12 protein-coding genes are annotated in these 14,115 nt (G+C 70.3%); 5 read left to right on the top strand and 7 right to left on the bottom strand.

Features of this window, described 5'->3' with window-relative positions:
• The first annotated feature begins 31 nt into the window (after positions 1 to 31).
• Complete coding sequence (fxsT, locus tag CP983_RS23240) at positions 32 to 2,572, top strand: FxSxx-COOH system tetratricopeptide repeat protein (protein ID WP_150501543.1); 2,541 nt, start codon at positions 32 to 34, stop codon at positions 2,570 to 2,572.
• Between the two features lie 2 nt (positions 2,573 to 2,574).
• Here the strand turns inward: fxsT and CP983_RS23235 are convergent, their stop codons facing one another.
• Positions 2,575 to 3,054, bottom strand: coding sequence for a DUF2000 domain-containing protein (locus CP983_RS23235; protein WP_125525125.1), 480 nt, complete (start codon positions 3,052 to 3,054; stop codon positions 2,575 to 2,577).
• Here CP983_RS23235 and CP983_RS23230 point away from each other — a divergent pair.
• On the top strand, positions 3,053 to 3,859 hold the full coding sequence (locus tag CP983_RS23230; protein WP_093746491.1) for a helix-turn-helix transcriptional regulator: 807 nt from the start codon (positions 3,053 to 3,055) through the stop codon (positions 3,857 to 3,859). The genes CP983_RS23235 and CP983_RS23230 overlap by 2 nt on opposite strands.
• Here the strand turns inward: CP983_RS23230 and CP983_RS23225 are convergent.
• The 3 genes from CP983_RS23225 to mshA form a co-directional block, all read right to left on the bottom strand.
• Positions 3,838 to 5,556: a glycosyl hydrolase family 28-related protein gene (locus CP983_RS23225; protein ID WP_150501541.1), complete on the bottom strand. Its 1,719-nt coding sequence runs from the start codon at positions 5,554 to 5,556 to the stop codon at positions 3,838 to 3,840. The two genes, CP983_RS23230 and CP983_RS23225, sit on opposite strands and share 22 nt — an antisense overlap.
• 161 nt (positions 5,557 to 5,717) lie before the next feature.
• Complete coding sequence (locus CP983_RS23220; protein ID WP_150501539.1) at positions 5,718 to 6,227, bottom strand: type III secretion system chaperone family protein; 510 nt, start codon at positions 6,225 to 6,227, stop codon at positions 5,718 to 5,720.
• The gene (gene mshA, locus CP983_RS23215) at positions 6,220 to 7,557 is read right to left on the bottom strand and encodes a D-inositol-3-phosphate glycosyltransferase (RefSeq protein ID WP_107906135.1); all 1,338 of its coding nucleotides are present in this window, start codon (positions 7,555 to 7,557) and stop codon (positions 6,220 to 6,222) included. Before mshA ends, CP983_RS23220 begins: the two co-directional genes overlap by 8 nt.
• A 524-nt stretch (positions 7,558 to 8,081) precedes the next feature.
• On the opposite strand from mshA, the gene CP983_RS23210 reads away from it, so the two are divergent.
• From CP983_RS23210 to CP983_RS23200, 3 genes are all read left to right on the top strand, one after another.
• Positions 8,082 to 8,873, top strand: coding sequence for a class I SAM-dependent methyltransferase (locus CP983_RS23210; RefSeq protein ID WP_189748797.1), 792 nt, complete (start codon positions 8,082 to 8,084; stop codon positions 8,871 to 8,873).
• Between the two features lie 218 nt (positions 8,874 to 9,091).
• Positions 9,092 to 10,165 (top strand): C40 family peptidase, encoded by a 1,074-nt coding sequence (locus CP983_RS23205; protein ID WP_150501537.1) that lies wholly within the window; start codon positions 9,092 to 9,094, stop codon positions 10,163 to 10,165.
• A 282-nt stretch (positions 10,166 to 10,447) separates the two neighbouring features.
• Complete coding sequence (locus CP983_RS23200; RefSeq protein WP_150501535.1) at positions 10,448 to 11,749, top strand: PP2C family protein-serine/threonine phosphatase; 1,302 nt, start codon at positions 10,448 to 10,450, stop codon at positions 11,747 to 11,749.
• 160 nt (positions 11,750 to 11,909) lie between these two features.
• Here CP983_RS23200 and CP983_RS23195 read toward each other — a convergent pair whose 3' ends face one another.
• The 3 genes from CP983_RS23195 to CP983_RS23185 all read right to left on the bottom strand — a co-directional run bounded on the left by CP983_RS23195 (position 11,910) and on the right by CP983_RS23185 (position 13,921).
• Entirely contained in the window at positions 11,910 to 12,242 is a 333-nt protein-coding gene (locus tag CP983_RS23195) for a DUF2516 family protein (RefSeq protein WP_030951127.1), read from the bottom strand.
• A gap of 141 nt (positions 12,243 to 12,383) precedes the next feature.
• Positions 12,384 to 13,076 carry a hypothetical protein gene (locus CP983_RS23190; RefSeq protein ID WP_150501533.1) on the bottom strand — a complete coding sequence of 231 codons (693 nt, stop codon included), beginning with the start codon at positions 13,074 to 13,076 and terminating at the stop codon, positions 12,384 to 12,386.
• 110 nt (positions 13,077 to 13,186) lie between these two features.
• Positions 13,187 to 13,921: a helix-turn-helix domain-containing protein gene (locus CP983_RS23185; RefSeq protein WP_150501531.1), complete on the bottom strand. Its 735-nt coding sequence runs from the start codon at positions 13,919 to 13,921 to the stop codon at positions 13,187 to 13,189.
• Between the last annotated feature and the right edge of the window lie 194 nt (positions 13,922 to 14,115).

Below are 14,115 nucleotides of genomic sequence, written 5' to 3'. Positions count from 1 at the left end.
GCCGTTGGGGCCGCTGGGGTGGGAGACGGGCATGACCGACAGTTCCGGGTTGATCTTCGTCAGCCATGCCGGGCACGACGGCCAGTGGGCGGAGTGGGTGGCCTGGCACCTCCGGGAGGCCGGGTACGAGATCGAACTCGATCTCTGGCACTGGCGTACCGGCGAGGACTTCGTGAAGAAGATGAACGAGGCGCTGGAACGGGCCTCCGCGGTCGTCGCCCTGTTCTCCCCGCAGTACTTCGCCCCGGGCCGGTACACGGAGGAGGAGTGGACCGCGGCGGTGGCCGGCCGGGACCGTTTCGTGCCGTTGGTGGTCGAGCCGTTGGAGGTCGGGCAGTTGCCCGCGATCCTCCGGCCGCGTATTCGCCGTGAACTGCATGACCTGGAAGAGGCGACGGCCCTCGAAGCCCTGCTGGAAGCGGTGCGGGGGCGGGAGATCCCGACGACCTCGCCGGCCTTTCCCGGGAAGGCGGGCAAAGCGGGCAAGGGGACGAAAAGCGCCAAGCGCTCCGGGCCGGCGGCACCTCAGGGGCTCCAGCCCCGCTTCCCCTCCGCCCTCCACGACCCCGCCGTGTGGGACGTACGACAGCGGGGGCGCAACCCGCATTTCACCGGCCGCGACGAGATCATCGAGAAGGTGCGCGGCGGACTGCTCGGCGAGCGCCGGTCCGCCGTACGCGTGCTCCATGGCCCGGGCGGGGTCGGCAAGACCCAGATGGCCCTGGAGTACGCGCACCGCTTCGCCGGGCAGTACGACCTGGTGTGGTGGGTCGACGCCGAACAGGTCGAGCAGGTGCCGACGCGGTACGCCGAACTCGCGGCCCGTGTCGATGTGGCCAAGCCGGACGCCGGTGCCGAGGTCAACGCGCAGTACGCCCTCGAGTACCTGCGCACCAGCGACCGGTGGCTCATCGTCCTGGACAACGCCGAGGACCCGCGGCAGCTGCGCACCTGGCTGCCGGAGGGGCCGGGCCATGTACTCATCACTGCGCGCGACCCGGCCTGGAGCAAGGTCGTGCCGGGTCTCGCCCTGGGGATGTTCAGCCGCGAGGAATCGCTCGGCTACCTCAACCGTCAACTGCCCACGCTCAGCTCCGGGACGGCGGACGCGCTGGCCGACGCCCTCGGCGATCTGCCGCTCGCGCTGGCGCAAGCCGCGGGCGCGCTCGGCGAGGGGACACCGCCCGACCACTACCTCCAGCTGCTCAGGACCAACACCGCCGAACTCCTCAACGACGGGGAGGTCTACGACTATCCGGTCTCGGTGGCGGCCACCGTCACGATCGCCGCCGAACGCTTGGACGCGGGCCGTCCGGAGGCGGCGGCGCTGCTGCGCCTGGCGGCGTTCCTCGGGCCCGAGCCCATCCCGACGAAGTGGCTCGTCGAGGCCCGCGGGGCGCTGACCAGCGTGCCGGGGGACCCGAACGACTTCCGCTGGCCGAGAAACGCGCTCCAGCCGCTCGCCCAGTACGGGCTGGCGGTGGTCGGGCCCGACGTGTTCCAGGTGCATCGGCTCACGCAGGCGGTGGTGCGCCAGGCCAGTGCCGAGCAGGCCGGAGGGCCGGTGCAGGATGTGGCTGCGCTGCTGGCCACCCTTGATCCCGGCGATCCGGAACTGCCCGAGACGTGGCCGGAGTGGGCATCGCTCACCCAGCACCTGACGGCGACGCTGGACGCGATCATCGGCAGGGCCGAGTTGCGGCCGAAGTTGCTGAAGGCCGCCATTTACCTCGTACGCAACGCCCAGCCCGATGCGTCCCACCACCTCGCCGAGACCCTGCACAGGACCTGGAGGGCCTCTCTGGGTGAGGACGACCCCGACACGCTGCGCGCGGCACAACTTATGGCCGTGGCCCTGAACGACATGCAGAGGTACGAAGAGTCGCTGCCACTCATCGAGGACCTCCTGGAGAGACGGCGCAGAGTGCTTGGGGAAGAGCATCCCGACACGCTGAGCTCGACCCACGATCTCGGCGTCATCCTGGGCGGGCTGGGCAGAGAGGCCGAGGCGTACACCATCCTCCGGGACGTGGTGGCACGTCGCGAAGAAGCCCTGGGCGAGAACCACATCGATGCCCTACGATCCGTCGCCAATTACGGGTTCTCCCTGATGCAAGTCGAACGTCTCGACGAAGCCCACCAGGTGCTGACGGACGCCCTGGCCCGATACCGGCGTGCTTTGAATGAGGACCACCCTGCTGCCCTCGACGCTTCAAGCTACCTGGGCCTCGTCCTGTCTCATCTCGGTAGACACGTCGAGGCCCTGCACGTCCATTCGGAAGTCCTGACGCGGCGTCGACAGTTGCTGGGCGACAGGCACGAGGACACGATCCTCAGCGCCTCAAACCTCGCCAGGGCTCTCATCGACACCGGTCAGTACGCCAGGGCGGAGCCACTGCTGCGGTCAACAAGAACCCGCGCCCGGGAATCCCTCGGAAACGACCACCGCCTGTACAGCAACCTCACACTCGAGCTGGCCGACGCCCTGCACCGACAGGGCAAAACCCACGACGCCCAGCGCCTGCGCGCCTCCCTCAACCGGAAGAAGCTCCCGAAGAAACGCCCCCGCTGACCTCACGGATGCATCCGTGCCCCCTTGATCACCTTGTCCACCGCGTTCCGTGGTCCGTAGACCGCCATCCCCACCAGGTCCAGTTCGTTCGTCGGCACCGCTCGTACCGCCGCGCGGTTGTCGCGGTCGTTGCCCGTCGTGAACAGGTCGGAGGTGAAGATCGCCCGGGGGAGGGAGCGGGACAGGGCTCGGGCGTGGGCCGTCGTCAGGGTTTCCTTCGTGGTCTCGAAGACCAGGACCGGCTGGCGGAACATCGGCAGGTAGGGAACGCCGTCCGCGTCCTCGTAGGGGTCGCCGATCACCTCGGGGACCTGCGTTCCCAGGCCGCTGACCAGGAACGCGGTGACGTTCAGGCGCTGCCAGGGCTCCAGGTCCTCCCTCAGCAGGACGGCGATCTTGGTGTCGAAACGGACGGGGGCTTCAGTGCTCATGGGATGAGACTGACGGCCGTCGTACGGCTCCGTCTTGTACGTTCTTTGCATGGCCGCCGCTCGGGATCGCCAGGAAGTCTCCGCGTGGCGCCCCTCCGTCCCGGGCGTCACCGAGGTGTTCCACGCCCATTTCACCGAGTACGCGTATCCGATGCATGTGCACGAGGCCTGGACGCTGCTCATCGTGGACGACGGGGCCGTGCGCTACGACCTCGACCGGCACGAGCACGGCACCCCGCACGACACGGTGTCGCTCCTGCCGCCGCACGTTCCGCACAACGGCTCCCCCGCCACCCCGCACGGCTTCCGCAAGCGGGTTCTGTATCTGGACAGCACCCGGCTGGCGGACGATCTGATCGGTCCGGCCGTCGACTCGCCCGACCTGGCGGATCCGGTGCTGCGGCTGCGCGTCGGGCAACTGCACGCCGCTCTCGCGCAGCCCGGTGACGAGCTGGAGGCGGACAGCCGGCTCACTCTCATCGGGGACCGGCTGCGTGCCCATCTGCGGCCCAGGACCCTGACGGACGTCCCGCGTCGTGATCCCGTCCTCGCCCGCCGGCTGCGCGAGCTCCTCGACGAGCGGGTCGTGCCGGGCATCGGTCTCGACGAGGCCGCGGCCGTCGTACAGGCCCATCCGGCCCATCTCGTACGGGCGTTCAGTACCGCGTACGGCATCGCCCCGCACCAATATCTGATGTCGCGGCGCGTCGATCGTGCCCGTCGGCTGCTGCTGGAGGGCCGGTCGCCGGCCGAGGTGGCGGTGGCGACCGGGTTCTACGACCAGTCCCATCTCAGCCGGCATTTCCGGAAGCTGGTCGGCGTGCCTCCGGGGCGCTATCGCGGCAGCGCGCGCTGAGCGTCGTACAGGTTGGGCGGGTGCACGGCGTCCGTCGTGCCGTACAGCTCCAGGCGGGAGTGCAGGTCGCCGGTGAAGTCGGGGACGTCGATCTGGTCGAACTCCCTGACCTCGTTGAGGCCGACGGTGGCGGAGTAGGGGGCCAGGCCGTCGAGGCGGATCATGCCCGCGCGGGCGTTGGTGACCCGGACGTTCCAGTGGGTGAAGCGGGCGCCGAACAGCGGGCCGGCGCTCGCGTCGCCGCCGTGGCGGCCGTTGTTGTCGACGGTGATGTCGGTGCGGACGTTGGCGAAGGGCAGGCCGCGGTGGCTGTCGAAGGTGCCCATGCGCATGTCGCCGCGTGACCAGACGTTGTAGGAGGACAGGCCCTCGACGTTGATGCCGTGCAGCTGGGTGCCCGAGGGGGCCGGGGTGGTGCGGGCCTCGATCGTGAAGTCCTCGATCAGGTTGTCGTGGGAGCCCTCGCGGCAGAAGTAGGGGTGATGGCTGCCCCGGCCAGCCACGCGCGTGCGCCGGAGCGTGCAGGCGGAGGCCGCGACCAGGCCGAAGCCGTTGTCGACGTGGCGGACCGTCACGTCGTCGGCCCAGCAGTCGTACGCGCACTGGAAGGTGACGCCGTTGTAGCCCTTGTCGAGGAGGTGCGGCTGCTGCGGGGTCTCCATGGCCTCCAGGGTCAGGCCCTCCACGCCGGATCCGGTCAACTCGTCCGCGTGGGTCGTCAGTTGCGGGTCCCATTCGGGGCGTACGTCGAGCGGGAGCGGGCGTTCGAGGGTGACCTTGCGGCCCTTCACGGCGGTGATGCGCACCGGCCACTCGTAGGGGACGTACGAGGTCAGCTTCGTCTTGTCGTCCCAGGTGTACGCCTCGGGGCCCGGCCCGCCGCCGGACATGTGCTCCAGGAGGGTGTGGCCGGCGTCGTCGGAGAGGCGGAGCAGGACCAGGGCGCCGGGACGCAGTGCCGAGGGGTCCGTGACGGTCACCGTCCAGGAGCCCTGGCGGGCCGGGGCGACGGTGGTGAGCGGATGCCACTCGTCGCGCCGGTTGCCGGTCCAGCCCTCGAAGGGCCACGCCTTCGCCCTGATCGCGGCGACGAGGGAGTCCCAACGGGCCGTCGGTGCCAGCCAGATGAGGCCGCCGGCCCAGGACCAGGACGACTTGTCGCCGCCGTAGCGGGAGCCGTAGGGGCCGATCAGTTCGGTGAGGTTGCGGGTGGCGTACAGCTTGGTGCGGGTGCTGCCGGCGCCGCGGAGGACCACGTTCGAGTGGCCGATACGGATGACGTCGTCGATGCGGAACGTGCCGGGCGGGATGGTGACCGTGCCACCGCCGGCCCTTCCGGCGGCGGCGATGGCACGGTTGATCGCGGGGGCGGAGTCGGTCGTTCCGTCGGCCACGGCGCCGAAGTCCCTTACGTCTGCCACGACTCGGGGGCGGGGGAAGCGGCGCGCTCCGCCCCGGTGGCCGGCCCGGCCTATGTAGGGGATCTGGGGGTGGGTGTACGGGGTGCGGTTGAACTCTCGCCATATGGGCGGGACTTGGGGTGTCGCGCTGGGCGGCGTCCGGGGCCCGGTGAGGGGAGCTCCGGTGGAGTGGGGTTTCGCGGTCGTCGCGTGTGCGACGCCCGCCGCCGTCGCGCCGAGTGCCACTGCCGTGGCTCCGCCGAGCAGGGTCCGTCTGGTGAGATGCGCGTTGCCCATGTCCGTACGCCCTCCATGTGGCTTTCATGGATGTGAACGTCGTTCAGAAGTGCGATGGCGGTGAGCATGCCACGGCCGCGCATGGGTGCGGAAGGGGTCGTGCGAGGTGAGTTGGTTCGGACCTTTCTAGGTCCGCGGGTCGACCCTGGGGTCGGTGAACGTCACTCCGAGGGCCGCTGGATCAGATGGGTGAACGCGTCCAGGTTGCGCGTCGACTCGCCGCGCGCCACGCGCCACTCGTACTCCTTGCGGATCGCGGACGCGAAGCCGAGCTCCAGGAGGGTGTTGAAGGCGCCGTCGGCCGCCTCCAGGACCTGACCGAGGAGACGGTCGATCTCGTCGACGGTCACGGCGGCTAGCGGGAGCTTGGCGGTGACGTAGATGTCGCCGAGCCGGTCGACGGCGTAGCTCACGCCGTAGAGCTTGAGGTTGCGCTCCAGGAGCCAGCGGTGGACACCGGGTTCGTTCTCGTCGGGGTGGCGGATGACGAAGGCGTTCAGCGACAGGGAGTGGCGGCCGACGAGCAGGGACACCGTCGTGGAGAGCTTGCGTGTGCCGGGGAGCTTGACGACGTAGTTGCCGGGGGCGGGGCTCTCCCACTCCAGCTCGGCGTCCTTCAGGGCTCCCTCGACGACCTGCGCCGCCCGCTGTACGTCCTGTGCGTCACCCATGGTGGGAGCGTACGCGACGGCGATGCGCCTGGGCCGCCGCCGTGTAGACGTCCGCCGTGGCCGCCGCCGCGGTGTCCCAGCCGAAGGACTGGGCGTGCCGGGAGGCCGCCTCGCCCATCCGGGCGGTCAGGTGCGGCTCGTCGGCGAAGGCGCGCAGCACGCGCGCGTACTCCGCCGGGTTGTGGCCCTGGACCAGGAATCCGGTGTGCCCGTCCCGGACCGCGACGGGCAGACCGCCGACCGCGGCGGCCAGTACGGGTGTGCCGGCCGCCTGCGCCTCGATGGCCACCAGGCCGAAGGACTCGCTGTACGACGGCATGACCAGCAACGATGCCGCCCTGAACCAGTCGGCGAGCTGCTCCTGGCCGACGGGCGGGCGGAACCGTACGACGTCCGCGATGCCCAGGCGGGCGGCGAGCTTCTGCAGGCCCTCCGGCTTGGCGAGGCCGCTGCCGCTGGGGCCGCCGACGATCGGGACGAGGATGCGGGAGCGCAGTTCGGGGTGCTCGTCGAGGAGGACGGCCACCGCGCGCAGGAGGATGTCCGGGGCCTTGAGGGGCTGGATGCGGCCTGCGAACAGGGGGATCAGGGCGTCCTGCGGGAGGCCGAGGCGGGCGCGGGCCGCGGCTCGGCCGTCGGCGGGCGCGAAGCGGGTGAGGTTGACGCCGGGGTGGACGACGGCGACCTTGTCGCGGGCTGCCGCGTAGTGGCGTACGAGTTCTTCCGCTTCCTCGGAGGTGTTGGCGATGAGGCGGTCCGCTGCCGCGACGATCTGCGTCTCGCCGATCACGCGGGCCGCGGGTTCGGGGGTGTCGCCGTCGGCGAGGTTGGCATTCTTGACCTTGGCCATGGTGTGCATGGCGTGCACGAGGGGGGCGCCCCAGCGTTGGGCTGCGAGCCAGCCGACGTGGCCGGAGAGCCAGTAGTGGGAGTGGACGAGGTCGTAGTAGCCGGGGCGGTGGCCGGCCCATGCCTGCATCACGCCGTGGGTGAAGGCGCAGAGCTGGGCGGGGAGGTCTTCCTTGTTCAGGCCCTCGTAGGGGCCCGCGTCGATGTGGCGGACCAGAACGCCGGGGGCCAGTTCCACGACGGGTGGGAGGTCGGTGGCGGTGGTGCGAGTGAAGATCTCGACCTCGATGTTGATGGCGGCGAGGCGTTGTGCGAGTTCGACGATGTAGACGTTCATGCCGCCGGCGTCGCCTGTGCCGGGCTGGTGGAGCGGGGAGGTGTGCACGCTGAGCATGGCTACGCGGCGGGGGCGGCGGTGGAGCCGGAGTCGGGAGGGGGCCGACGGGGAGCGTCGCCCGAGCCTGCTGACGTACTGGCTCACGTGGCGGTCCTCCTTGGCTGCGGGCATGCCGGGCAGAGGGTTGAGCGCCCTCCAAGGCGGTGCAACGCCGGAGGGAGGGGTTCCCATTCCTGGTGGGGTGGTTTTTGCCTAGGAATTACTGGGGGTCGCTCAACTGTTCGGGGGGTGTGTGCGTGGGGGTGGGGGGCGGGATGCCTGCGGCGGCCCCTTGCGCCGGGTGGGGGTGCGGGTAGCGCCTGCCGCCGGTGGGTGGGTCGGGGACGTGCCGGGGGGTATCCGTCCTCGGTCGGGCGGTTGGGGTCTCTCAGGAGGGTGCTCGGCGTTGACGCCCGCCGCTGCGGGCGGACACCCCCCGGCACGTCCCCTCACCGCCGTACGCGGCCAGGCTGCAACGCCCCAGGGGCGCGGGGAACTGCGCAACGGTTGTGACGGGTGCGGTCACGTCGCGGCGCAGGCCCACTGCAACGCCCTTCTTTTAGGGGCGCGGGGAACTGCGCGACCAGCCACGACGGGCCCGCAGCTGCCGTACGCATACCCTCTTATGCATGAGTGCCCGCGTCGCCCGCCCCGTGGGAACGGTGACACGCGGGACCACCAATCCGAATCGGCTGCGCCGGATGGACCGGTGGATCGCCCATACCCACGGGAGCGCGTTGCGGCGGGGCGATGATCCTGTTGCGGTCGATCTTGGGTACGGAGCTGCTCCCTGGACGGCCGTCGAGTTGCTCGGGCGGCTTCGTGTGGTGGCGCCACGGGTTCGTGTGGTCGGGCTTGAGATCGAACCTGCTCGGGTCGTCGCCGCGCGGCCGTATGAGCGGGACGGGCTCGTGTTTCGGCATGGTGGGTTCGAGATCCCCGGTTCGCAGCGTCCCCTTCTCATTCGCGCCGCCAATGTGTTGCGGCAGTACGACGAGGGGGAGGTCGCCGGGGTCTGGGAGCGGCTCTGTGGGCGGCTGGCGTCGGGTGGGCTGCTTGTCGAGGGGACCTGTGATGAGGTCGGGCGTCGGCATGTGTGGGTTGCGCTCGGGCCCGAGGGGCCGCGGACTGTGACGTTCGCGGCTCGGCTGGGGTCGTTGGAGCGGCCTTCGAATCTTGCCGAGCGGCTGCCCAAAGCGCTCATTCATCGCAATGTGCCCGGTGAGCCGGTGCACGCGTTTCTGCGGGACTTCGACCGGGCCTGGGCCGCCGCGGCGCCCTATGCGTCCTACGGTGCGCGGCAGAGGTGGATCCGGGCGGTGCGGGATCTTGCGGTCGACTGGCCCGTGGTGGACGGGGCGGGGCGGTGGCGGCAGGGGGAAGTGACCGTGCGGTGGGGGGCTTTGGCGCCTCGGGGGTAGGTCGGTCTCGTGTCGTTCCCGGACATTTCCCTGCCGTTTGCCCGGTGGACCGTGGATCACGGAACGATCTCCGCGAGTCGTTCGTCACAAAGGCGGGAGATCGTCATAGCGGGGCGTGAAAGGGGGGAAGCAGACCTCTGTAACTTTGCGCGCCGTCGTGGCACGATCCCCCGGACGCTCGTATGTTACTGACGGGACATCAGTTTGGGGGCACAGGTATGGGTAAGCGCGGCCTGATCGCTACGGCCGTGACCGTCGTCTGCGCGGTCACCGTACTGGCGGCGCCGGGCACCGCCTTCGCGGCACCCACTCCGTCCCCGAGCAGCTCACCCTCCGCGTCACCGACCCCGGTGTCGAACAAGGAGCTTGAGGACGTCCGCAAGAAGCTGGAGAAGCTCTACCACGACGCGGCCGTCGCCACCGACGAGTACAACGCCGCCGAGGAGGCGGCCGAGAAGCAGTCGGCCGAGATCGTCTCGCTGGCCAAGAAGATCGTCAAAGGCCAGGAGAAACTCGCCGAGTTGAAGAAGCGGGCCGGCTCCGCGGCCGCCGCGCAGTACCGGTCGGGCGGGCTGCCCGACGAGGCGAAGTTGATGCTGAGCGACGATCCGCGGGACTTTCTCGACAGCGCCGGGCGGGTGATCCAGGGGCAGCGCGCCACCAAGGGACTGCTCGGCGAAATGACCCGCACCCAGCAGGACTTGGAGCAGTACGCCAGCGACGCCTCCGCCCAGTGGCAGAAGCTGGAGGCCGGCCGCAAGGCCAAGGCCGCCGCCCAGAAGAAGATCGAGAAGCAGATCAAGGCGGCCGAACAGCTGGAGTCCCAGCTGGAGAAGGAGGAGAAGGAGCGCCTCGCCCAGCTGGAGGAGGACGCCGCCCACAAGGCGCAGACCGCCTGGCTGGACTCCGGTGTCCTCGACGACATCAAGGGCAAGGCATCCGCGCAGGGCCGTAAGGCTGTCGAGTACGCCACCGCACAGTTGGGCAAACCGTACGAATGGGGCGCTGAAGGCCCCAAGACCTACGACTGTTCAGGGCTCACCTCCCAGGCCTGGGCCAGCGCCGGCAGCGGCATTCCGCGGACCTCGCAGGAGCAGTGGAAGCAGCTGGAGCGCATCGACATAGAGGACATGCGCCCGGGAGACCTCATCATCTACAACGCCGACGCCAGCCATGTCGCCATGTACATCGGCGACGGCGCCATCATCCACGCCCCGCGCCCGGGGCGGACGGTGACGATCGCGGGCGCCGGGTCGATGCGGATCCTCGGGGTGGTTCGGCCCGATGCGTGAGGATTCAGGGCGTCTTGTGACGTAAGGGCCGTGACTCGGGACACGTGACCCACCCCACGCCACTTTCCTGACAAACGCCGCCCCGACGTGACGTTCGTCATCCCCGCCGGGGCGCCACCCTGTCCAACTGCGGTACAGAACGCGGCATATGACAGCGGCCAGCGACCACACGGCGTGCTCCACACCATTCCGCTGCGGCGCCGACACCCGCTATGGTCCCCGTCGGTGGATCGAGGTCCCTCGTTCCCACCACCCTCGGGGGGAGGGAAGGAAGTCAAGACGATGCCCGTACCCGTACCGCGGCAGAGAGCGATCCCGGCCGTGGAGACTGGTCAGGCGCCGGCCGCGTCCCCAGGCGGCACCACCCGTGAGGTGGCCCCGCGTAAGGATGAGACGGTCGAGAACAGCACCCATACCGCTCTGACGCTGCTGCTGATCGAGGACGATCCCGGCGGCTCCGCAATGGTCCCCGAGCTGCACGACTCGGCCGGCCGGCCGATCCGTGTGCGCACCGCCCGCAACCTCACCGAGGCCGGGCGGCTGCTCACCGACGACGTCCACTGCATCCTGCTGGACCTCGCCCTCGCGGCGCCCGGTCGCGGCGTGGACGACGACGAGCTGGCCGTGCTCCGGCACGTGCTGGAGCTCGCGCCCCGGCACGCCGTGCTCGCGCTCACCGCCTCCGGCGACGCCGAGCGCGGCGCCGAAGCCGTGCGCGTGGGCGCCCAGGACTACCTCTTCCGGGACGAACTGGATGGGCGGCTGCTGAGCCGTGCGATCCGCTACGCAGTGGAGAGGAAACGTTCCGACACGGCCGAGCGGCGGCTCGCCGAGGGCCGGCTGCGGGCGCAGGAGAACCGGCGCCTGGAGCGCGGGCTGCTGCCCACGCCGCTGCTGGAGGGGTCGTCGCTGCGGTTCGCCGCGCGGTATCGGCCCGGCCGTTCGCGTGCCCTGCTGGGCGGCGACTTCTACGACGTCGTCCGCACCGCCGACGGCACCGTGCACGCCATGATCGGTGACGTGTGCGGGCACGGGCCGGACGAGGCCGCCCTCGGTGTGGAGCTGCGCATCGCCTGGCGGGCACTGACCCTTGCCGGGCTGTGCGGTGACGCGCTGCTGGGGACGCTTCAGAAGGTCCTCGAGCACGAGCGGGCCGACGACGAGATCTTCGCGACCCTGTGCACGGTGGACATAGCACCGGACGGCCGACGCGCCGGGCTGTGCCTGGCGGGTCATCCGTCGCCGCTGCTCGCCCGGCCCGGACGGGCTGCACAGCTGCTGCCGTACGACAACAACGGGCCCGCGCTCGGTCTGCTGCCCAAGGCACGGTGGCCTCGGATGGAGGTCAAGCTCGGCGCGGAGTGGAGCCTGATGCTCTACACCGACGGCCTGATCGAGGGGCGGATCGGCCAGGGGCGCGAGCGGCTCGGGCAGGACGGCATGGTGGAGATGGTCCGGCGCCAGCTCTCCGAGGGGTTGCGCGGGGAGGCGTTGCTGCGGGCCGCCGTCAATGAGGTCCGGGACCTCAATGGTGGTGAGCTGACGGATGACGTGGCTGTGCTGTTGCTCGACCGGGGGGCGTGAGCGGGCGGGGGCGTGAGCGGGCGGGCGCCGTTCGGAGACCCGCCGTAGGGGTGCTGTCGCATGCCGGCTGCGGGTCTTACCTGGTTGGGCGCGCAGTTCCCCGCGCCCCTTGGTGGGCGCTGCCCTCTAGGGCATTGATCAGCAGCCTCGGAGGTACGGCTCAGCGGCCGCCGTTGTAGGGGCCGTACGGGCCGTCGCTGCTGGAGCCTTTTCTGCTGCGGCCGCCGCCGGGGAGGCCCTTGATCGCGGGGCGTACGTCGACCATGTACACGATCGTCGCGATGAGGCCGATGATCGGCAGGAACGACAGGATGTTGAAGATCAGGTTCACCACGAAGGCGAGGCCGAGGATGATCAGCCAGAACGCCTTGGACTGCTTGTCCGCGGCGCGGTAGGCGTCCTCGCGGCGGATGGCCGCGTCAATCAGCGCGAAGCCGCTGAAAAGGATCAGGGCCATGCTCAGCAGCCACATGAACCCCACGAAGCCTTGCATCAGCACAACGTCCACCACCTGGTTCGGCTCGTCTCTACGCGGTCACCGTACCCGCAACCGCAGGACCGCTACCCGAACAACGGGCCGAGCACTCCCCGAGTGCCCGGCCCGTGATCTGCGGTCGCTTTTCACCCGTCCGTGTTACTTGGCGGGCGGCGTCGTCTTCTTGGCGGCGGGCTTGCGCGCCGGAGCCTTCTTGGTGGGCGCCTTCTTCGCCGGGGCGGCCTCGGCGGCGGGCTTGGCCTCGGCGGGCTTCGCCGCGGCCTTGTCCTCCTTGACCTCGACCGGCTCGGCCTTGGGCTCCACGGCGATGGCGAGGTCCTCGATCTCCTCGGCCGCCTCGCCGCGCCAGGTCTTCACGGTCTGCTCGCCGTGCTCGGCGACCTTCTCGTAGGCCTCACGGGCCTTGACCGCGTACTCGGCGGCGACACCGATGGTGCGCAGCGCGAAGTCCTGGGCGCTCTCGCCGAACTTCTTCAGGTCGGCGTCGATGCTGCTGCCGAACTTCTTGACGTCCGCGTCGAGGTTGCTGCCGAACTTCTTGACGTCGGCGTCCAGGCTGCTGACGAACTCGTTGACCTTGGTCTGGAGGGTCTCCTGCGCCTCCTTGGCCTTGGCGCCCGCCTCCTTGGCACGCGTGGCGGCCTTCTCCTGGACGGCCTTCGGGTCGGTGCTGCGAACGGCCTCGAACCGAGCCGGCGCCTCGGAACGCAGCTGCTCCACCAGGGCGGGCACCTTCCTGGCCTGCTGGAGGGCCAGGTCGGCGGTGCCGGCGGCGAAGTAGAGCGGCGTCGGGTCGCTGAAGGTCTTACGCAGGTCGTCGGTGATGGCCATTTTGCTGGTCCTCCCGGTTTGTTCGAGGTGAGGGTTTCGGTTCCCGCGGTCGGACGGACGGCTGAGGGCTGCTGCTCGCCGGTGCGCGTGGCGCCTACGGCGGCTCATGGTCAGCCGGCCGACTGCTGCGGGTCGGTCGGGTTCTCCGGGTCGGCGTCGCTGCCGTCGGACGTACGAGTCGTACGGGTACTGCCGGTACTGCCGGTACTGCGGGTGCTGCTGCGGGTTGTGCGAGTCGTGCGGTTACGGCGCGCGGCGGACTCGCGGCCGCCGTCGGCCGTGCTGTTCTTGCGGGTCGTACGGCTGCGTCGTACGTCGGCGTCGTCGCCGCGGGCGTCCGCCGTGCCGTCGGACCGGGCGTCGCTGTCGCCGGAGACCTCGGGGTCCGGGGACCCCTGGGAGCCCGGATCCGAACCGACGGACCGGACCGCGTCGACCACTGTCTGGTCCGCGTCCCGGTCCGCCACCGAGTGCCCATCCACCTCGACGGATATCCCGAACCCGTTCTCCTTGCGGAAGGATTCGTAGATCTGGAGCAGCACCTGCTTCTGCCGCTCGTTGAGCGTGGGGTCGGCGAGGATGACGGCGCGCGTCTCCACCTCGTCCCGGTCCCGCTCGGCGTCGAGGATGCCGGCGCGGACGTACAGCGTCTCGGCGGAGATCCGCAGGGCCTTGGCGACCTGCTGCAACACCTCCGCGCTCGGCTTGCGCAGCCCGCGCTCGATCTGGCTCAGATACGGATTGGACACCCCGGCGGCGTCGGCGAGTTGCCGCAACGACAGCTGCGCGTTGCGCCGCTGCTCGCGCAGATAGTCACCGAGATTGCCGACGTTGAGCGATGCCATGCCTCCACCTTGCCGCACCCCCGCTAACTATTGCAAGCACCCGCTTGCAAAAGTGCGCCATGCCACTCGGGGGTGGGACACCGGGTCGGCCGGTGGGCGGTTGAGATGAGCCCGGTAGGTGCCCCGGGCGGCCTCGGACTCGCGACCGTGCGGCTGAACCCGGTGGTCGGGCGGCGTGTCCGGGTGGGTGGGGG

The organism is Streptomyces chartreusis (genome assembly GCF_008704715.1).
Taxonomy (GTDB): Bacteria; Actinomycetota; Actinomycetes; order Streptomycetales; family Streptomycetaceae; genus Streptomyces; species Streptomyces chartreusis.
Note: the sequence above shows the minus strand (reverse complement) of the source record. Positions and strands in the feature narration are given on the sequence as shown.

Coding starts and splice junctions, on each gene's coding strand:
- CP983_RS23195 (WP_030951127.1), bottom strand. CDS start 12,242: ATGCAAGGCTTCGTGGGGTTCATGTGGCTGCTGAGCATGGCCCTGATC.
- CP983_RS23230 (WP_093746491.1), top strand. CDS start 3,053: ATGGCCGCCGCTCGGGATCGCCAGGAAGTCTCCGCGTGGCGCCCCTCC.
- fxsT (WP_150501543.1), top strand. CDS start 32: ATGACCGACAGTTCCGGGTTGATCTTCGTCAGCCATGCCGGGCACGAC.
- CP983_RS23220 (WP_150501539.1), bottom strand. CDS start 6,227: ATGGGTGACGCACAGGACGTACAGCGGGCGGCGCAGGTCGTCGAGGGA.
- CP983_RS23200 (WP_150501535.1), top strand. CDS start 10,448: ATGCCCGTACCCGTACCGCGGCAGAGAGCGATCCCGGCCGTGGAGACT.
- CP983_RS23185 (WP_150501531.1), bottom strand. CDS start 13,921: ATGGCATCGCTCAACGTCGGCAATCTCGGTGACTATCTGCGCGAGCAG.
- CP983_RS23190 (WP_150501533.1), bottom strand. CDS start 13,076: ATGGCCATCACCGACGACCTGCGTAAGACCTTCAGCGACCCGACGCCG.
- CP983_RS23225 (WP_150501541.1), bottom strand. CDS start 5,556: ATGGGCAACGCGCATCTCACCAGACGGACCCTGCTCGGCGGAGCCACG.
- CP983_RS23235 (WP_125525125.1), bottom strand. CDS start 3,054: ATGCAAAGAACGTACAAGACGGAGCCGTACGACGGCCGTCAGTCTCAT.
- CP983_RS23205 (WP_150501537.1), top strand. CDS start 9,092: ATGGGTAAGCGCGGCCTGATCGCTACGGCCGTGACCGTCGTCTGCGCG.
- CP983_RS23210 (WP_189748797.1), top strand. CDS start 8,082: ATGAGTGCCCGCGTCGCCCGCCCCGTGGGAACGGTGACACGCGGGACC.